This window comes from Kitasatospora sp. NPDC002965 (assembly GCF_040611255.1).
Lineage (GTDB): Bacteria > Actinomycetota > Actinomycetes > Streptomycetales > Streptomycetaceae > Kitasatospora.
In genome coordinates, this window is the sequence record NZ_JBEXNT010000043.1 from 1 (window position 1) to 21766 (window position 21766).

Annotated in this window: 2 protein-coding genes; both read left to right on the forward strand. The window is 76.6% G+C overall.

Going from position 1 to position 21766, the window contains the following annotated elements; genetic code table 11:
- Positions 1 to 18: 18 nt before the first annotated feature.
- The gene (locus ABZY91_RS18740) at positions 19 to 6867 is read left to right on the forward strand and encodes an SDR family NAD(P)-dependent oxidoreductase (RefSeq protein ID WP_355403622.1); all 6849 of its coding nucleotides are present in this window, start codon (positions 19 to 21) and stop codon (positions 6865 to 6867) included.
- 145 nt (positions 6868 to 7012) lie between these two features.
- Complete coding sequence (locus ABZY91_RS18745) at positions 7013 to 21766, forward strand: type I polyketide synthase (RefSeq protein ID WP_355403624.1); 14754 nt, start codon at positions 7013 to 7015, stop codon at positions 21764 to 21766.

Consider the following 21766-nt stretch of genomic DNA (forward strand, 5'->3'; position numbering starts at 1 on the left):
GTCGGGGTGCGGGGTGCGGTGCCGCGTGTTCCGTGGTTCTCGACGGTGACGGGGGAGCGGGTCACGGAGCCGGTGGACGCGGCCTACTGGTGGTCGAACCTGCGCGACCAGGTCCGCTTCGCCCCGGTGATCAAGGGTCTGGCCGACTCGGGGCACCAGCTCTTCGCGGAGGTGTCGGGGCACCCGGTGCTCACCGTGGCACTGGAGCAGTGCGCGCCCGACGCGGGGGTGTGGGGGACGCTGCGCCGGGGCGAGGACGGCCCGGCCGGGCAGATCCGCGCGCTCGGCGACGCCTGGACGCGGGGCGTCCGCGTCGACTGGTCCCCGTGGTTCTCCGGCCTGCGCCCGCTGCCCGACCTGCCGACCTACCCCTTCCAGCGCCGCCGCCACTGGCTGACGCCCGAGGAGCAGCGCCGCGACCAGGGCGGCGACCCGGAGTTCTGGAACGCCGTCGAGGGCGGCGCCGAGTCGCTCGCCGACGAACTCGGCCTCACCGCCGACGCCGTCGAACCGGTGCTCGACGGGCTGGCGTCCTGGCGGGCGCGCCGGAAGCTGGCGTCCACGATCGACGGCTGGCGGTACGCGGTCGGCTGGGTCCCGCTGGCCGTCCCCACCCCCACCCCCGCGCCCGCCTCCGGACCGGGGCGCCCCGAGGGCCGGTGGCTGCTTGTCAGGCCCGAGGGAGTCGACACCCCCGTGCCGGACGGCCTCCTCCCGGACGCCGACGTGCTGGTCCTGGACGCCGCCGCCGACCGGGCCGCGATGGCCGCCGCCCTGCCCTCCGGGCCGTACGACGGCGTGGTGTCGCTGCTGGCCCTCGACGAGCGGCCGGTGCCGGACCACCCCCTGGTCGCACGCGCCGTCGCCGGCTCGCTGACGCTGCTCCAGGCACTCGGCGACGCCGGGATCGACGCCCCCGCCTGGGTCCTCACCCGGGGCGCGGTCGGCGTCGGCGGCGCCCCGCCCAGCCTCGCCCAGGCCGAGGTCTGGGGCCTGGGCCGGATCGCCGGGCTCGAACTGCCCGGCCGCTGGGGCGGACTGGTCGACCTGCCCGAGACGCCGGACGCCCGCTCCGAGGAGATCCTCGCCGCCGTCCTCGCCGGCGCCCTGGGCGCGGAGGACCAGCTCGCGATCCGCGCCGACGGACTGTGGACCCGCCGGATCACCCCGGCGCCGGCCCGCCGGGGCGGGGAGGGCTGGCGGCCCCGGGGCACCGTCCTGGTCACCGGCGGCACCGGCGCGCTCGGCTCCCGGATCGCCCGATGGGCCGCCGCGAACGGCGCCGAACGGATCGTCCTGACCAGCCGGCGCGGCCCCGGGGCTCCCGGCGCCGCCCGGCTGGGCGACGAACTGGCCGCGCTCTGCCCCGAGGTCCGGATCGTCGCGTGCGACCTGGCCGACCGGGCCTCCGTCGAGGCGCTGCTGGCCGAGGCCGGCCCCGTCGACGCCGTCGTGCACGCGGCCGGGACCGGCGCGAACGTGCCGTTCGACGAGACCGACGTCGCCCTCGTCGAGCGCCTGCTCGCGGGGAAGGTCGCCGGCGCCGTCCACCTCGACGCCCTGGTCGGCGACGTGGACGCGTTCGTCACCTTCTCGTCCATGTCCGGCGTCTGGGGCAGTCAGGCGCACGCCGCCTACGCGGCCGCCAACGCCGCCCTGGACGCGCTCGCCGAGCAGCGGCGGGCCCGCGGCGCCAGGATGACCGCCGTCGCCTGGGGCTCGTGGGACGAGGCCGGGATGGCCTCGGCCGAGGTCGGGGCCCAGCTGCGCCGGCGCGGCATCGTCCAGATGGCGCCGGAACTCGCGATCGAGGCGCTGCGCTGCGCGGTCGCCCAGGACGACACCACGATCTGCGTGGCCGACGTCGACTGGCCGCGCTTCACCGAACTCTTCACCGCCGAGCGGCCCCGGCCGCTGATCGGCGACATCCCCGCCGTCCGGGACGCGCTGGCGCAGGCGGCGGAGCCCGCCGGGGACGGGTCAGGTCTCGCCGCCCGCCTGGCGGGCCTGCCCGTCGCCGAGCAGGAACGGATCGTCCTCGCCTGCGTCCGGTCCGGCGCCGCCGCCGTGCTCGGCCACCCCTCCGTCGACGACATCGCACCCCGCAGGCCGTTCCGCGAGCTGGGCTTCGACTCGCTGACCGCCGTCGACCTGCGCAACCGGCTGCGCGCCGAGACCGGTCTGCCGTTGTCGGCCACGGTCGTCTTCGACCACCCGAACGCCGCCGCGCTGGCCGCGCACCTGCTGGCCCGGGCCGGCGGCACCGCCGCCCCCGCACCCGCCGTCGCCGTCACCACGGCCGACCGGGGCGAGCCCCTGGCGATCACCGCGATGAGCTGCCGCTTCCCGGGCGGTGTCGGCTCGCCGGAGGACCTGTGGCGGCTGGTGACCGACGGCGTCGACGCGATGTCACCGTTCCCCACCGACCGCGGCTGGTACCTCGGGGACCTGGTCAACGCGGACTCGGCGGTGCGCGGCACCACCTACACCAGCGAGGGCGGGTTCCTCGACGACGTCGCCGGCTTCGACGCCCGCCTGTTCGGGATCACGCCGCGCGAGGCCGTCGCGATGGACCCGCAGCAGCGGCTGCTGCTGGAGTGCGTCTGGGAGGCCCTGGAACGCGGCGGTCTGGACCCGCTGGGCCTGCACGGCACCCGGACCGGCATGTTCGCCGGAACGAACGGCTCGGACTACCTGTGGTCGATGGGCGTCTTCCCCAGCGAGCTGGAGGGCCACCTCGGCACCGGCAACGCGGCCAGCGTCCTGTCCGGGCGGGTCTCGTACACGTTCGGCCTCGAAGGCCCCGCGATGACCGTCGACACCGGCTGCTCCTCGTCGCTGGTCGCGCTGCACCTGGCCGGGCAGGCGCTGCGGGCCGGTGAGTGCGACCTCGCGCTGGTGGGCGGCGTCACGGTCATGTCGACGCCCGGCCCGTTCGTCGAGTTCAGCCGGAAGGGCGGGCTGGCCGGCGACGGCCGCTGCAAGTCCTTCGCCGCCGCCGCGGACGGCACCGGCTGGGGCGAGGGCGTCGGCGTGCTGGTGGTCGAGCGGCTCTCGGACGCCCTGCGCCTGGGTCACCCGGTTCTCGCCGTGGTCCGGGGCAGCGCGGTCAACCAGGACGGTGCGTCCAACGGTCTGACCGCGCCGAGCGGCCCCTCCCAGCAGAAGGTCATCCTCCGGGCGCTGGCCGACGCGCGCCTCGAACCCGCCGACATCGACGCGGTCGAGGCGCACGGGACGGGCACCACGCTGGGCGACCCGATCGAGGCCAACGCGCTGCTGGCCACCTACGGAGCCGGCCGCACCGGCGACCCGCTCTGGCTCGGGTCGGTGAAGTCGAACATCGGCCACACCCAGGCGGCGGCCGGCATGGCCGGGCTGATGAAGACGGTGATGGCGATGCGGCACGGCGTGCTGCCGAGGACGCTGCACGTCGACGAGCCCTCCCCGCACATCGACTGGGCGCTGGGCGGCGTCGAGCTGCTCACCGAGGCCCGCCCCTGGCCGAGGACCGGCCGACCGCGCCGGGCCGGGGTGTCGGCGTTCGGCGTCAGCGGGACGAACTCGCACGTCATCCTCGAAGAAGCACCGGAGGCGTCCCGGCCCCGGCCCGTTGCCGGGACGCGGCCCGGGTCGCAGCCCGAGTCGCAGCCCGGGACGCAGGGGGAGCCCGAGCCGGGCCGGCCGGTACCGCTGCCGCTGTCCGGCGCCGACGACGGCGCGGTCCGCGCCCAGGCCCTGGCGCTGCGGGACGCCCTCACCGCCGGGGCCTCCCTGGCGGACGTCGGCGCGACGCTGGTGGGCCGGGCGGCGCTCCCGGTGCGGGCGGTGGCGTGGGACGCGGAGGGTCTGGAGGCGGTGGCCGCGGGTCTGGGGCAGATCGCGGGGTCGCCGTTGGGCAGCTCGGACGTGGTGTTCGTGTATCCGGGTCAGGGTGGTCAGTGGCTGGGTATGGCGGTGGGTCTGCTGGGGTCGCGAGCGTTCGCGGAGCGGTTGCGGGAGTGTGATGCGGCGCTGTTGCCGTTGACGGGGTTCTCGGTGGAGGCGGTGCTGCGGGGCGGGGACGACTGGTTGGCGCGGGTGGAGGTGGTGCAGCCGGTGCTGTGGGCGGTGGGTGTCGCCCTCACCGCGTGGTGGGAGTCGTTCGGCGTGGTGCCTGCCGCGGTGGTGGGTCATTCGCAGGGTGAGGTGGTTGCCGCGGTGGTGGCGGGGGCGCTGACGGTGGAGGACGGGGCGCGGGTGGTCGCGGCGCGTTCCGGGGCGCTGGTCGGACTGGACGGGCACGGCGGCATGGCCTCCGTCGGCGCCACGCCCGACGACGTCGCGGACTGGCTGGCGGGCCCGGAGTGGGCCGGCCTGGTGGTGGCCGCCGTGAACTCCCCGTCGCAGGTGGTGGTGGCGGGCGAGCGGCCGCTCGTCGAGGCGTTCGTGCCCTGGTGCGAGAGCCGCGCAGTCCGGGCCCGGCTGGTCGGCGTCGGGTACGCGTCGCACTCGCCGCAGGTGGAGCCCGCGCGTGAGGCCGTGTCGGCCGCACTGGGCGAGGTGCGCGGCGCGGCGCCGCGCATCCCGTGGTACTCGACGGTGACGGGGGAGCAGGTCACCGAACCGGTGGACGCCGCCTACTGGTGGTCGAACCTGCGGGAACAGGTCCGCTTCGCGCCGGTCGTGGAGAAGCTGGCGGCGAACGGCTTCCGGCTGTTCGCCGAGGTCTCCGGGCACCCGGTGCTCACCATGGCCCTGGAGCAGTGCGCCCCCGACGCCGGGATCTGGGGGACGCTCCGCCGGGGCGAGGACGGCCCGGCCGGGCAGATCCGCGCACTCGGCGAGGCGTGGGTCCGCGGGATCGAGGTCGACTGGCGGGCCTGGCCCACCGACGGCCGCCGCCTGCCCGACCTGCCCACCTACCCCTTCCAGCACCGCCGCTACTGGCTCTCGCCGGACCACGCGGGCGAGCCCCTCACCCGGGACACGGGCCTGCGCCACACCGTCGGCTGGGCCCCCGTGACGCCCGGCGCCGGTGCCCGGCTCACCGGCCGCTGGCTCGTCGTCGCACCCGCCGTACCCCACCCGCTCGTGGCGGCCGTCACGGCGCACCTGGCCTCGGCCGGTGCGGACGTGGTGACCGCCGGCGCGGGCGACGACGTCCCGCCCGGCGGGACCGCGGGCGTCGTGTCCCTGCTGGCGCTCGACGAGCGCCCGCATCCCGACCACCCGGCCGTACCGCGCGGCCTCGCGGACACCGTCTCCCTGGTGCAGATGCTGGACGGCGTGGACGCCCCGCTGTGGATCGTCACCAGCGGCGCCGTCGCCGTCGGCGGCGAACCGGTGCGCAGCCTCGCGCAGGCCCAGGTCTGGGGCCTCGGCCGGGTCGCCGCACTCGAACACCCCGGCCGGTGGGGCGGCCTGGTCGACCTGCCCGAGGCCGGCGCCGACGGGCTCGCCGCGACGGGCCCCGCCGCCGACGGGCTCGCCGCGGTCCTCGCCACGACGGGCGGCGAGGACCAGATCGCGCTCCGCGACGGGCAGCCCCGGGGCCGCCGCCTGCGGCCCGCCCCGGCGACGGCCGAAGCCGGCTGGCGTCCGCGCGGAACCGTCCTGATCACCGGCGGCACCGGCGCACTGGGCGGGCACACCGCCCGCTGGGCCGTCCGCAACGGCGCGACCGGCGTGGTCCTGGCCGGGCTCCGGGGCCCGGACGCCCCCGGAGCCGAAGCCCTCCGCGCGGAACTCGCCGGGACCGGCGCGCAGGTGACCGTCGTCGCCTGCGACCTCACCGTCCGGGAGCAGGTGGACTCGCTCGTCGCCGGCCTCCCCGCCGACCTCAGCGCCGTCGTGCACGCGGCGGGCGTCGCCCAGGACACCCCCGTCGCCGACCTGACAGCGGCCGAGACCGCGGCCGTGACGGGCGCCCGCGTCACCGGGGCGCTCCTCCTGGACGAGCTCCTGGCCGGCACCGAGCTGGACGCGTTCGTCGTCTTCACGTCCGTGGCCGGCGTCTGGGGCACTGCCCGGCACCCCGCCTACGCGGCCGCCGACGCCTTCCTCGACGCGTTCGCCGACCGGCGCCGCGCCCAGGGCCGGCCGGCCACGGCCGTCGCCTGGTCACCGTGGGCGGGCGGCGGGATCGCCGCCACGGCGGCGGCGGACGGCTCGCTGCTCCGGCTCGGCATCCGGCCGCTGGACCCCGGCCGGGCGGTGGCCGAACTGGCCGCCGCACCGGCGTCGCTGGTCGTCGCGGACGTCGACTGGGCCCGGTTCCTGCCGGCGTTCGGCCTGGCCCGGACCGGCCGCCTCCTGAGCGAGCTGGAGGCCGCCGCCGACCGCGGCCCGGACCGGCCCGAGGACACCGACGCCGCCGCCGCGCTCCGCGACCGCCTGGCCGCCCTGCCGCCCGAGGACGCCGAGCGCGAACTGGTCGACCTGCTGTGGGGACACATCGCGGCCGTCATCGGCATTTCCCGCGCCGACAGGATTCCGCCGGACCGTGCTTTCCGGGAAATCGGATTCGACTCGGTCACGGCCGTCGAGCTGCGCAACCGGGTGAATGCGTCGACCGGGTTGCGGTGCCCGGCGACACTGGTCTTCGACCATCCCACGCCCGCCGCACTCGCGACGTATCTGCGAATTCACATGGTTCCGGACAATTCCCGTTCGGTCCTCGACGAACTCGACGGCATAGAGCAGCGGCTCACCGGATCCACCCCGGACACGATCACCGGGACCAAGCTGCGGATCAAACTCCGTTCGCTGCTGTCCCTGCTGGACGCGGGGGGTTCCGAGGCGTCCGCGGCGGCGTCCGGGACGCCCTCCGGGGATTCCGACGACGACCTGCTGAAGTTCATCGACTCGCAGCTCGGACGGGCCTGAGCGGGCAGGCCCCTAGGGGAGCGCTAGGGGTTCCGGGTGGCAATCCGGAGCTCCTAGCCTCAGCGTCGGGCTGCTTTTCGAGGCCTTCGATTTCGGACGTCGCTCGATTCGACGTGCGTTCGGTCATCCGCAGAGGTGAAGCTGAATGGCAACTGAGGAAACCCTTCGCGATTACCTCAAGTTGGTGAGCGCGGACCTGGCCCAGACCCGCCGGCGCCTCACCGAGCTGGAATCCGCGGAACAGGAGCCGATCGCCGTCGTGGCGATGGGGTGCCGGTACCCCGGCGGGGTGTCCTCCCCCGAGGACCTCTGGGCCTTGGTGGACGAGGGCCGGGACGCCGTCTCCGGGTTTCCCACGGACCGGGGCTGGGAGGGCTGGTTCGCCCCGGCCGCGGCGGCCGAGGACGACGTCCGCACCGGCGGTTTCCTCCACGACGCCGGTGACTTCGACCCCGCGTTCTTCGGGATCAGCCCGCGCGAGGCGCTGGCGATGGACCCGCAGCAGCGGGTCCTGCTCGAAGTGGCGTGGGAGACCTTCGAGAACGCCCGGATCGACCCGGCGACGCTGCGCGGCACCCAGGCCGGCGTCTTCGTCGGCGGCAGCTACCTGGGGTACAGCTCGTACGTCGAGGACCTTCCCGACGGCGTCCTCGGCCACCTGCTCACCGGCACCGCCCCGGCCGTCCTCTCCGGCCGGCTGGCCTACACGTTCGGCCTGGAGGGCCCGGCCGTCACCGTCGACACCGCCTGCTCCTCCTCGCTGGTCGCCCTGCACCTGGCCTGTCGCGCCCTGCGCAGCCGGGAGTGCTCGATCGCACTCACCGGCGGCGTGGCGGTCATGTCGACCCCGGACTCCTTCGGCCAGTTCGCCAAGCAGGGCGGTCTCGCCGCCGACGGCCGGTGCAAGTCCTTCGCCGAGGGCGCGGACGGCACCGGCTGGGGCGAGGGCGTCGGCATGCTGCTGGTCGAGCGCCTCTCGGACGCGCAGCGCCTGGGGCACCCCGTCCTCGCGGTGATCCGGGGCAGCGCGGTCAACCAGGACGGCGCGTCCAACGGCCTGACCGCGCCGAACGGCGGCGCCCAGCAGCGCGCCATCCTCCAGGCCCTGGTGTCGGCCGGTCTCTCCCCGGCCGACGTCGACGCGGTGGAGGCGCACGGCACGGGGACCCGGCTGGGCGACCCGATCGAGGCCCAGGCGCTGCTGGCGACGTACGGCCAGGACCGGGCCGGCGGCGAGCCGCTCCGCCTGGGGTCGCTGAAGTCGAACATCGGGCACACGCAGGCGGCGGCCGGTGTCGCCGGGATCATCAAGATGGTGCAGTCGATGCGGCACGGGGTCCTTCCCCGGACGCTGCACGTGGACGCGCCGTCGTCCCAGGTGGATTGGTCGGCCGGGTCGGTGGAGCTGCTGACGGAGGCACGGCCCTGGCCGGCGGGCGAGCGGCCCCGCCGTGCCGGTGTGTCGTCCTTCGGGATCAGCGGGACCAACGCGCACGTGATCGTGGAGGAGGCGCCCGCGCCGGTGCCGGCGGCCGAGCCGGAAGGGTCGGGCGAGCCGGTGGCGGCGACCCCGCTGCCGGTGGTGCCGCTGGTGGTGACCGCACGCTCCGCCGATTCGCTGGAGGCCCAGGTCCGGCGGGTGCGGGCGCTGGCCGCGGATCCGCTGGACATCGGGGTGGCCCTGACCTCGCGGCCGGTGCAGGAGCAGCGGGCCGTGCTGCTGGGCGACGCGGTGGTGCGGGGCACGGCGGTCGAGGGCCGGCTGGCGGTGGTGTTCACCGGCCAGGGGTCGCAGCGGGTCGGGATGGGCCGCGGGTTGTACGACACTTTCCCGGTGTTCGCGACCGCCTATGACGAGGCGTGCGAGGCGCTGGGGCTGAGGCTGCACGGGCTGGACGCGGAGTCGCTGGACCGGACGGGTTCGGCGCAGCCGGCGATCTTCGCGGTGGAGGTGGCGCTGCTCGCGCTCGTGCGCTCGTGGGGGGTGACCCCGGACGTGGTCGCCGGTCACTCGGTCGGTGAGATCACGGCCGCGTACGCCGCCGGGGTCCTCACCCTGGCGGACGCGGCGAAGTTGGTGGCGGCGCGGGGCCGGTTGATGCAGGCGCTGCCCTCGGGTGGGGCGATGCTGGCGGTCGGGGCGTCGGAGGGGGAGGTGTGCGGGGCGTTCCCGGACATCGACCTGGCGGCGGTCAACGGGCCGGCCGCGGTGGTCGTGTCGGGTGCCGAGGACGAGATCGTGCGGATCGCCGGACTCGCTGCCGAGCGGGGCTGGAAGACGTCGCGGCTGCGGACCAGTCACGCGTTCCACTCCCGGCTGATGGAGCCGATGCTGGCGGAGTTCCGGGCCGTGGTGAGCGGTCTGGCCTTCCACGATCCGGTGCTTCCCGCCGTCTCGACGGTGACGGGCGAGGCCGTGACGCCCGGTCAGTGGTCGGACCCGGAGTACTGGGTCGACCAGGTCCGCCGCCCGGTCCGCTTCGCCGACGCCGTCACCGCCCTCGACGCGGACCGGGTCCTCGAACTCGGCCCCGACGGCGTCCTGACCGCGCTGATCGCCCGCGAGAGCGGCCCCGACACGGTCGCCGTCGCCGCCCTGCGCCGCGACCGCGACGAGGCCACCACGCTGCTCACCGCCGTCGCCGAGCTGTTCGTCCACGGGCAGCCCGTCACCTGGCGGGTCCTCTTCGACGGCACCGGCGCCCGCCCGACCGACCTGCCCACCTACCCCTTCTCCCACCAGCGGTACTGGCTCCGTCCGACCCCCCGCGAGGCCGTCGCACCGACGGACGCGGACGCCGGCTTCTGGGCCGCGATCGACTCCGCCGACCTCAGCGTCGTCGCCAACGAGCTGCGCATCGACGCCGAGGCCCACCGGGAGACACTCGGAGCGCTCGTCCCGGCGCTCTCCTCCTGGCGCCGCCGCAAGCAGCAGCGGGACGTGGCCGACGGCTGGTGCTACCGGGAGACCTGGACGGCGCTGCCCGACCCGACCTCCCGGCCCCTCACCGGCACCTGGGTCCTGGTCGCGCCCGCCGCCACCGATGCCGCCGCCACCGATGCCGCCGACGGCGTCGACGAGGTCCTCACCCGGGCCGGCGCCGCCGTCGTGACCGTCCCCGCCGCCGACCGGGCCACGCTCGCGGCCCGGCTGCGCGAGCTCGACGGCGTCACCGGCGTCGTCTCGCTCCTCGCGCTGGGCGACGCCTCGGAGGCGGCCGACGAGGACGGCGTCCCCGCGGCGCTGTCCGGCACGCTCGCCCTCGCCCAGGCCGTCGAGGACGCCGCCGTCACCGCCCCCCTGTGGATCCTCACCCGCGGCGCGGTCACCACCGGGCCCGACGACCGCGTCACCGGTGTCGCCCGGGTCGAGACCTGGGCGCTCGGCCGGGTGGTCGGCCTGGAGTACCCGGACCGCTGGGGCGGCCTGCTGGACCTCCCCGACACCCTCGACCCGCGCGCCGCCGACCGGCTCGTCACGGTCCTCGCCGGCGGTCTCGACGCCGAGGACCAGATCGCGATCCGCCCGGCCGGCCTGTTCGTCCGCCGCCTCGCGCACGCCGCGGCCGGGTCCGACGAGGGCTGGCAGCCGCGTGGCACCGTCCTCGTCACCGGCGGCACCGGCGCGCTCGGCGGTCAGGTGGCCCGCTGGGCCGCCGCCCAGGGCGCCGCCCACCTCGTCCTCGCCGGCCGGCGCGGGCCTGACGCGCCCGGTGCCCACGAGCTGGCCGACGAGATCCGTGCCACCGGCGCGCGCGTCACCCTCGTCGCCACCGACCTGGCCGACCGCGCCGCGGTCGCCGCCCTCCTCGACCTCGCCGGCGCCGACCCGCAGGCCCCGCTCACCGCGGTCGTCCACGCCGCGGGCATCGCGCACGGCGCGCCCCTGGCCGACCTCGACGCGGCCGCGCTCGCCCCGGTGCTCGCCGGGAAGACCGCCGGCGCCCTGCACCTCGACGAACTCCTCGGCGACACGGAGCTCGACGCGTTCGTCCTGTTCTCCTCGATCGCCGCCACCTGGGGCAGCGGCTGGGGCGGCGCCTACGCGGCCGCCAACGCCGGCCTCGACGCCCTGGCGCTGCGCCGCCGGGCCCGCGGCCTGGCCGCCACCTCGCTCGCCTGGGGCCCGTGGGCCGAGGCGGGCATGGCCACCGAGGGCGACACCGGCGCCGCGCTGAGCCGGCGCGGACTGGCCCCGATGGCCCCCGACCTGGCGATCGACGTCCTGCGGCGGGCCGCCGCAGGAGTCGCGCCGCTGCTCACCGTCGCCGACGTCGACTGGGCGTCCTTCGCCGAGACGTTCGCCGCCGCCCGCCGCCGACCCCTGCTGGAGGACCTGCCGGAGGTCGCCGGCCTGGCCGGCGACGCGCCGGTGGCCGAGACCGGCTGGCGCTCCCGGCTGGCCGACCTGCCCCCGGCGCAGCGCGAGGCCGCCCTGGTGGACCTGGTCCGGGGCCACGCCGCGCACGTCCTGGGCTACCCGTCCGCCGACGCGATCGCGGTCAAGCGCCCGTTCCGCGAGCTGGGCTTCGACTCGCTCACCGCGGTCGAGCTCCGCAACGCGCTGGCCGCCGAGACCGGGCTGCGCCTCTCCCCGACCCTCGCGTTCGACTACCCGACGCCGCTGGCGCTCGCCCGGTACCTCCGCGAGGAGGTCTCCGGCGTCGAGGCCGCGCCGGCGGTCGCCGCGCCGGTGGCCGTACCCGCCGACGACGACCCGATCGTGCTCACCGCGATGGCCTGCCGCTTCCCCGGCGGCGTCGGCACGCCCGACGAGCTGTGGGACCTGGTCGCGGCGGAGACCGACGCGATCGGCCCGTTCCCGGCCGACCGCGGCTGGGACCTCGACGGCCTCTACGACCCCGACGCCGACCGGGCCGACCGGTCGGGCACCTCCTACACCGTCAACGGCGGCTTCGTCCGCGACGCCGACCGCTTCGACCCGGGCCTGTTCGGCATCAGCCCGCGCGAGGCCCTCGCGATGGACCCCCAGCAGCGGCTGCTGCTGGAGACCGCGTGGGAGACGTTCGAACGGGCCGGCCTCGACCCGCTCGCGCTCCGCGGCCGACAGGTCGGCGTCTTCGTCGGCACCACCCACCAGGGCTACGTCTCCCTGCTGGAGGAGAGCGCCGAGGACCTGAGCGGGTACCTCGGCACCGGCAGCGCGGGCAGCGTCGCCTCCGGGCGGATCGCCTACACCTTCGGCCTCGAAGGGCCGGCCGTCTCCGTCGACACCGCCTGCTCGTCCTCGCTGGTCGCCCTGCACCTCGCCGCGCAGGCACTCCGCCAGGGCGAGTGCGGCATGGCACTGGTCGGCGGCGTCACGATCATGGCCACCCCCGGCACGTTCACCGAGTTCTCCCGCCAGCGCGGGCTGGCCACCGACGGCCGGTGCAAGTCCTTCGCCGCCGCCGCCGACGGCACCGGCTGGGCCGAGGGCGTCGGCATGCTGCTCGTCGAGCGGCTGTCCTCGGCGCGGGCCGCCGGGCGCGCGGTGCTGGCCGTCGTGCGCGGCAGTGCGGTCAACCAGGACGGCGCCTCGAACGGCCTCACCGCCCCCAACGGCCCGTCCCAGCAGCGCGTCATCCGCCAGGCGCTGGCGAACGCCGGCCTGACGCCGCAGGACGTCGACGCCGTCGAGGCGCACGGCACCGGGACGACACTCGGCGACCCGATCGAGGCCCAGGCGCTGCTGGCCACCTACGGCCAGGAGCGGGACGGCGAGCCGCTCTGGCTCGGCTCGGTGAAGTCCAACATCGGCCACACCCAGTCCGCCGCCGGCGCGGCCGGCATCATCAAGATGGTCCTCGCCATGCGGCACGGGCGGCTGCCCAGGACGCTGCACGTCGACGCGCCGACCCCGCAGGCCGACTGGAGCTCCGGCGCCGTCGCGCTGCTGACCGAGGCCCGGCCCTGGGCCGCCGGGCCGAAGCCCCGCCGGGCGGGCGTGTCCGCGTTCGGCGTCAGCGGCACCAACGCCCACGTCATCCTGGAGGAGCCGCCCGCCGTCGTCGAGCAGGACGAACGCCCGCGCGGCCGCAGCACGCTGCCGGTGCTGCCGGTCGTCGTCTCCGCGGCCACCGAGGCCGGCCTCGACGCGCAGACCGAACGCCTCCACGACTGGCTCGACTCCCGCCCGGACACCGACCTCCTCGACCTCGCCCGGACCACCGCGGGCCGGGCCGCACTTACCCACCGGGCCGCCTACCTGGCGCCCAACCGGGCCCAGCTGCTCCGCGCGCTCAAGCGGCGGGAGACCGCGGCCCGGGGTGAGGCGGGTGACGGCAGGCTCGCCCTGCTCTTCACCGGCCAGGGCGCGCAGCGCCTCGCCATGGGCGAACAGCTCTACGCGGCCTTCCCGGTCTTCGCGACCGCGTTCGACGAGGTCTGCGCGCACCTCGACCCGCTGCTCGACGAGCCGCTGCGGCTGGTCGTCTTCGCCGACCCGGACGCGCTCGACCGGACCGCGTACGCGCAGCCCGCCCTGTTCGCGGTCGAGACGGCGCTGCTGGCCCTGCTCCGGCACTGGGGCGTGACGCCCGACGTCGTCGCCGGTCACTCGATCGGCGAGATCACGGCCGCCCACGCCGCGGGTGTCCTCTCCCTGCCCGACGCGGCGGTGCTGGTCGCGGCCCGGGGCCGGCTCATGCAGGCGCTGCCCCCGGGTGGCGCGATGCTCGCGGTCGGCGCGTCCGAGGCCGAGGTGCGCGCGGCGTTCCCGGACGTCGACGTCGCCGCGGTGAACGGGCCGGACGCGGTCGTGCTCTCCGGGGCCGCCGAGGACATCGCCCGGATCACCGGTCCGGCCGCGGAACGCGGCTGGAAGACCGGCCGCCTGCGGACGAGCCACGCCTTCCACTCCCGGCTCATGGAGCCGATGCTGGACGCGTTCCGCGCGGTCGTCCGCGGGCTCGATCTCGCCGCGCCGCAGCTCGCCGCGGTCTCCACCGTCGAACCCGGGGAACCGCTGCGCTGGACCGACCCCGAGTACTGGGTCGACCAGGTCCGCCGCCCGGTCCGCTTCGCCGACGCCGTCACCGCGCTGACCGCGCAGGGCGTCACCCGCTTCCTGGAGGTCGGCCCGGACGGCGTGCTGACCGCCCTGGTCGGCGCCAACGCGCCGGACGCGCTCGCCGTCCCGACACTGCGCCGCGACCGGGACGAGGTCACCACCCTGCTGACCGGCGTCGCGACGGTGTTCACCCGGGGCGCCGAGGTCGACTGGACGGGCGTCCTCGACGGAGCCGGCGCCCCGCTGTCCGACCTGCCGACCTACGCCTTCCAGCGGCAGCGCTACTGGCCGCAGGCCGCCACCGGCGCGGGCACCGACCCGGCGAGCCTCGGACTGGGCCCGGCCGATCACCCGCTCCTCGGGGCGGCGGTGCCGCTGGCCGGCGGCGAGGGCACCGTCCTCACCGGCCGCCTCTCGCTGCGCGCACAGCCCTGGCTGGCCGACCACGCGATCCTGGGCACCGTCCTGGTGCCGGGCACGGCGCTGCTCGAACTCGCCCTCGCCGCGGGCGCCGTGGTCGGCGCCCCCGCCGTCGACGAGCTGGTGCTCCGGCAGCCGCTCCGGCTCGGCGCCGCGGACAGCGTCGCCGTGCAGGTCAGCGTCGGCGCCGAGGACGGGACCGGCCGTCGCCCGGTCACCGTCCACTCCCACCCGGGCGAGCCCGCCGCCGGGACCGAGGACGCCTGGACCGTCCACGCCACCGGCTTCGTCGGCGCGGCCCGGACGGCCGGCGAGGCGTTCGGCTGGCCGCCGGCCGGGGCGACCCGCCTGCCCACCGAGGACCTCTACGACCGGCTGGCCGTCGCCGGCTACACGTACGGGCCGGCCTTCCGGGGCCTGCGCGAGGTCTGGCGACAGGGCGACGACCTCTTCGTCGAGGCGGAACTGACCGGCGAACCCGACGGGTTCGGCGTGCACCCCGCGCTGCTCGACGCCGTCCTGCACGGCCTGAGCACCGGTGAGGACACCGAGGCCGCCGCCGACGGCGAAACCCGCCTGCCGTTCGCGTTCACCGGCGTCACCGTGCACGCCGACGGTGCCGGACTGCTGCGCGCCCGGCTCCGGCCGTCCGGCGAGAGCGTCCGGGTCGACGCGGTCGACGCCGCCGGCGCTCCCGTGGCCACCGTCGAGGGTCTCGTCTTCCGCCCGGTCGGCGCGGACGGGACCACGGCCGGTCGCACCGAGGCGGCCCGCTCGCTGTTCACCGTCGAGTGGACCGCGCAGGACCCGGCCGCCCCGGCCACGCTCCCGACCGGCTCCCCGACCGGCTCCCCGGCCGACCGCCCGGTCGTGATCGCGCTCGGCGAGCCGCTGCCGGCCCCCGCGCCGGTGCTCGCCGTGGACGCGACGGCGCCCGGCGCCGCCCGCGACCGGGCCGCCGACCTGCTGACCCTGCTGCAGGACTGGCTGGCCGACCCCGCCTGGTCGGACTCCCGGCTGGTGGTGCGCACCTTCGGCGCCGTCGGCGAGGAGATCACCGACCCCGACGGCGCCGCCCTGTGGGGCCTGGTGCGGTCGGCCCAGGCCGAACACCCGGACCGCATCCACCTGCTGGACGCGGCCGAGACCGCGTTCCACCCGCTGCCGCAGGCACTGGTCCGCGACGGCGCGGTCAAGGTGCCGCGCCTGGCCCGGCTGCACGCCGAGGGCCGCGCGGAGTTCGGTGACGGCGTCGTGGTGGTCACCGGCGCCACCGGCACACTCGGCGGCCTCGTCGCCCGCCACCTGGTGCGGGCCCACGGCGTCGGCCGGCTGCTCCTGCTCACCCGCTCCGGCGGGGGCATCGAGATCGAGGGCGCGGAGGTGCGCTCGCTCGCCTGCGACCTGTCCGACCCCGACGCGGTCGCCGCGGCGCTCCGGGACGAGCCGGTCACCGCCGTCGTCCACGCCGCCGGCGCCATCGACGACGGCCTGCTCACCGACCTCACCCCGGAGCGGCTGGACGCCGTCTTCCGGGCGAAGGTCGACGCCGCCCGCAACCTCGCCGCCGCGACGAAGGACAGGACGCTCGGCGCCTTCGTCCTCTACTCCTCCGCGGCCGGCCTGTTCGGCAACGCCGGCCAGGCCAACTACGCCGCCGCCAACGCCTTCCTGGACGCGTACGCGACCGAACTGCGCGCACAGGGAGTCCCCGCGACCTCCCTCGCCTGGGGCCTGTGGGACGCCGGCCTCGGGGCCGCGCTCTCCGAGGCGGACCTGCGCAGGCTGGCCCGGGGCGGCTTCGGCGCGCTGGACGCCGAAGCCGGCCTCGCGCTCTTCGACGCAGCCCTCGCCGCAGGCCGCCCGGTCGCCGTCCCGCTCCGGCTCGACCTGGCCGTGCTCCGCGGCGCCGAGGGCCTGCCCCCGCTGCTGCACGGCCTGGTCCCGAACGCCGGGCGCCGGCGCGCCGCCACGGCCAGGACCGCGACCGGCGGCGGCACCCTGGCCCGCCACCTCGCCGGCCTGGCGGACGCCGAACGGGTCCAGGCCGCCCTGGCCACCGTCCGCACCCAGGCCGCCGCCGTCCTCGGCTACCCCGGCCCCGACGCCGTCCCCGTCGCCCGGGCCTTCCGCGAGCTGGGCTTCGACTCGCTCACCGCCGTCGAGCTGCGCAACGCGCTCACCGCCGAGACCGGGCTGCGGCTCCCCGCGACCCTGATCTTCGACTACCCGAACGCCACCGCCCTCGCCGAGTTCCTCACCACCGAACTGTCCGGCGCGGCCCCGGCCCCGGCCACGGCCCCCGCCCCGACCGCCACCACCCCGGCCGACGACGACCCCGTCGTGATCGTCGGGATGGCCTGCCGCTACCCGGGCGGGATCACCACTCCGGACGAGCTGTGGAAGCTGGTGGACGAGGGCCGGGACGGCATCGGCCTGTTCCCGACCGACCGCGGCTGGGACGTCGAGGGGCTCTACCACCCCGACCCGGACCACCCCGGCACCTCCTACGCCCGCGAAGGCGGATTCCTCTACGAGGCCGCGCACTTCGACCCGGGCCTGTTCGGGATCAGCCCCCGCGAGGGCATGGCGATGGACCCGCAGCAGCGCCTGCTGCTCGAATCCTCCTGGGAGACCCTGGAGCACGCCGGCGTCGACCCGCTGCGCCTGCGCGGCTCGCGCACCGGTGTCTTCGTCGGGCTGATGTACCACGACTACCTCGGCCGGCTGACCGCCGTACCCGAGGAGGTCGAGGGCTTCCTCGGCACCGGCAACTCCGGCAGCGTCGCCTCCGGCCGGATCTCCTACACGCTCGGCCTGGAGGGCCCGGCGGTCACGGTCGACACCGCGTGCTCCTCCTCGCTGGTCGCCCTGCACCTCGCCGCGCAGGCGCTGCGCTCCGGCGAGTGCGACCTCGCGCTGGCCGGCGGCGTGACCGTGATGGCCACCCCGGACACCTTCGTCGGGTTCTCGCGGCAGCGGGGGCTGGCGGCCGACGGCCGGTGCAAGTCCTTCGCGGCGGGTGCGGACGGCACCGGCTGGGGCGAGGGCGTCGGCATGGTGCTCGTCGAGCGGCTCTCCGACGCCCGGCGCCTCGGCCACCGTGTGCTCGCGGTCGTCCGGGGCACCGCCGTGAACCAGGACGGTGCCTCGAACGGCCTCACCGCCCCCAACGGCCCGTCCCAGCAGCGCGTCATCCGCCAGGCGCTGGCGAACGCCGGTCTGACGCCGCGGGACGTCGACGCCGTCGAGGCGCACGGCACCGGCACGACACTCGGCGACCCCATCGAGGCCCAGGCGCTGCTGGCGACGTACGGGCGGGACCGGGACGGTGGCGAGCCGCTCTGGCTCGGGTCGATCAAGTCGAACCTCGGGCACACCCAGGCGGCGGCCGGGGCGGCCGGCATCATCAAGATGGTCCAGGCGATGCGGCACGGCGTGCTGCCCCGCACGCTGCACGTCGACGCGCCCACCCCCCAGGTGGACTGGGCGTCCGGGGACGTGGAACTGCTCACCGAGGCCCGCCCCTGGCCGCGCGCCGCGCACCCCCGCCGGGCCGGGGTCTCCTCCTTCGGCATCAGCGGCACCAACGCCCACGTCATCCTGGAGGAACCCCCCGCCCAGGAGGTCGCGCCGCGCCCGACCGTGACCCGCACGGTGCCGCTGGTGGTGTCGGCCAACGACCCGGCGGCGCTGGCCGAACTGGTCGAGCGGACACCGGCCCTGCTCCGCGACCGCCCGGACCTCCGGCCCGGGGACCTCGGGCACGCGCTGACCGGCCGCGCCGTGCTGCCGCACCGCGCGGTGCTGCTGAGCCCCGGCACCGGGGAACCGGTGGCGATCGGCCGCGCCGCCGAGGGCCGGCTGGCGGTGGTGTTCACCGGCCAGGGGTCCCAGTGGGTCGGCATGGGCCGGGAGTTGTCCGAGGCGTTCCCGGTGTTCGCGACGGCCCTCGACGAGGTGTGTGCGGCGCTGGACCTTCCGCTGCGGGAGGTCCTGGGCGACCGGGAACGGTTGGACCGGACCGAGTGGGCGCAGCCGGCGATCTTCGCGGTGGAGGTGGCGCTGCTCGCCCTCGTGCGCTCCTGGGGTGTCACGCCGGATGTCGTGGCCGGTCACTCGGTCGGCGAGATCACGGCCGCGTACGCCGCCGGGGTCCTCACCTTGGCGGATGCGGCGAAGTTGGTGGCGGCGCGGGGCCGGTTGATGCAGGCGCTGCCCTCGGGCGGCGCGATGCTGGCGGTCGGGGCGTCGGAGGGGGAGGTGCGGGAGGCGTTCCCGGACATCGACCTCGCGGCGGTCAACGGCCCGGCCGCGGTGGTCGTCTCCGGCGCCGAGGACGACATCGTGCGGATCGCCGGACTCGCTGCCGAGCGGGGCTGGAAGACGTCCCGGCTGCGGACCAGTCACGCGTTCCACTCCCGCCTGATGGAGCCGATGCTCGACGAGTTCCGCGCGGTCGTCGGGACGCTCGGCCTCGCCGACCCGGTGGTCCCCGCGGTCTCCACGGTGACCGGCGCCCCGGTGGCGCCCGGTCAGTGGTCGGACCCGGAGTACTGGGTGCGGCAGGTCCGTGAGCCGGTCCGCTTCGCCGACGCCGTCACCGCCCTCGACGCGGGCCGGATCCTGGAGGTCGGCCCGGACGCCGTCCTCACCGCACTCGTGCAGGACACCGACCCCGAGCGGACCGCCGTCGCGACCCTGCGCCGCGACCGCGGCGAGGTCGAGACGCTGCTCACCGCGGCGGCCCGGCTCTTCGCCGCAGGCCAGGACGTCGACTGGGCCGCCACGTTCGGCCCGGCCCCGGCGCCGGTGCTCGACCTACCCACCTACCCGTTCCAGCACCAGCGGCTCTGGATCGACGTCGTCGACCCGGTCGGGGACCTGGCCGGCATCGGCCTGCACGAGGCCGAACACCCGCTGCTCGGCGCGGCCGTGACGCTCCCGGAGGGCGACGCGCTGCTGTTCACCGGGCGGCTCGCGGCCGGGTCGCCGGGCTGGCTGGCCGACCACACCGTCTTCGGCGTCACGGTCCTCCCCGGCGCCGCCCTGATCGACATCGCCCTCGCCGCCGGTGCCCGGTCCGGGACCCCGGTCCTCGAAGAACTGCTGCTCCAGGTGCCGCTCTCGCTGCCGGCCACCGGTGGCGTCGCGCTGCGGGTCACGGTCGGGGCCCCCGGCGACGACGGACGCCGCGCCTTGGCCGTCTACGCGCAGCCCGACGGCGCCGAGGGCTGGACCACGCACGCCACCGGCCACCTCACCGCCGACGACCTCACCACCGGCGACCTAGGCACCGGGGCGCCGTCTTCACTCCCCGCGCAGCGGCCGGGCGCCGAACCCGTCCCGCTCGACGGCCTGTACGAACGGCTGGCCGACGCGGGCCTGTCCTACGGCCCCACGTTCCGGGGCCTGGTCGGCGCGGTGCGCGACGGCGACCGGGTGGTCGCCGAGGTGCGGCCGGACGCCGTGGATCCCGACGGGTTCGGCGTGCACCCGGCCCTGCTCGACGCGGCCCTGCACGCGATCGGCGCGACCGGACTGTTCGACGGGACCGTCCGCCTGCCGTTCGCGATCAGCGGCGCACGACTGCACGCCGTCGGCGCCGTCGCGCTCCGCGTCCACCTCACCCTGGTGGGCGACAGCGCGGTCCGGCTGGTCGCCGTCGACAGCACCGGTGCGCCGGTGCTCACCATCGACGAACTGGCCTTCCGCCCCGTCACCGCGGAGCAGGTCGGCACCGTCCGGACGGGCCTCCGGTCGCTGTTCGGGCTGGACTGGGTGGTGCGGGAGGTGTCCGCGTCGGACGCGGCCACGGCCGTGATGGCGCTGGGCGATCCGCTGCCGGCCCCGGCCCCCGTGCTGATCGTGGACGCGACGGCGGCGGGTGCGGCCCGGGACCGGGCGGCCCGGTTGCTGGTGCTGCTCCAGTCGTGGCTGGCCGACGCGGCGTGGTCCGAATCACGCCTGGTGGTCCGCACGTTCGGTGCGGCGGGCACGGAGATCACCGACGCCGACGGTGCCGCGCTGTGGGGTCTGGTGCGGTCGGCGCAGGCCGAGCACCCGGACCGGCTCCACCTGGTGGACGCGGCCGAGGACGTGTTCCACCCGCTGCCGCAGGCCGTCGTGCGCGACGGGGTGGTCACCGTGCCGCGCCTGGTCCGCGTCGACGGTGCGCAGGCAGTGGAGTTCGGGGACGGCACGGTCGTGGTGACCGGTGCGACCGGCACCCTGGGGCGGCTGGTCGCCCGGCACCTGGTCGAGACGCACGGTGTCCGTGACCTGGTGCTGCTCTCCCGTTCCGGTGGGGACGCCGGACTCGCGCAGGAGCTCGCCCCGGCGAAGGTCCGGGCGGTGGCCTGCGACGTGGCGGACGCGGAAGCCGTCGCCGAGGCCCTGTGGGACGTGCCGGTGACCGCGGTGATCCACGCCGCCGGTGTGCTGGACGACGGGACACTGGAGTCTCTCACCCCGGAGCGGCTCGACGCCGTCCTCCGGGCGAAGGTCGACGCAGCCCGCAACCTCGCCGCCGCGACGAAGGACAGGACGCTCGACGCCTTCGTCCTCTACTCCTCGGCATCCGGCCTGTTCGGCAACGCCGGCCAGGCCAACTACGCCGCCGCCAACACGTTCCTGGACGCCTACGCGACCGAACTGCGGGCCCAGGGCGTCCCGGCGACGTCGCTGGCCTGGGGCCTGTGGGACGCCGGAATGGGCGAGACCCTCACCGACGCCGACCGGGACCGCCTGTCCCGCACCGGCTTCGGCGCCCTCACCTCAGCCGACGGCCTCGCCGCCTTCGACGCCGCCCTCGCCGCCGGGCGGCCCCTGGCGGTGCCGATCGCACTCGACCTGGGCGCGGTCCGGGCCGCGGCGGGCGACGCCCCCGTCCACGAGCTGCTGAGTGGGCTCGTCACCGCGCCCCGCCGGGCCACCGACACCGCGCCCGCCCCGACGCTCGCGGCCAGGCTCGCCCCGCTGAACGACGCGGAGCGCGACCGGACCCTGCTCGACCTGGTCCGGGCCCGCACCGCCGGCATCCTCGGGTACGCGTCGCCCAAGGACGTCGAGCCCACCCGCGGGTTCCTCGAACTCGGCTTCGACTCGCTGACCGTGGTGGAGCTCCGCAACCGGCTCCACACCGAGACCGGACTGCGCCTGAGCGCGACCCTGCTCTTCGACCACCCGTCACCGACCGCACTCGCCCGGCACCTCGGCGAGCTGCTCCGCCCCGACCAGGCACCCGGGGCCGGTCCCGCCGACGCCCTCTACGCCGAGATCGCCGGCCTGGAGGCCCGCCTCAAGGCCGCGGCCCTCGACGACGGGCACCGCGAAGCGGTCGGGCAGCGGCTGCGCACCCTCGCCGCCGCCTGGACCGCGTCCGTGGACGGCGCCGGTACCGACGACATCGAGTCGGCGACCGCCGACGAGATCTTCGACCTCCTCGACGAGCTCGGCACCCAGTGA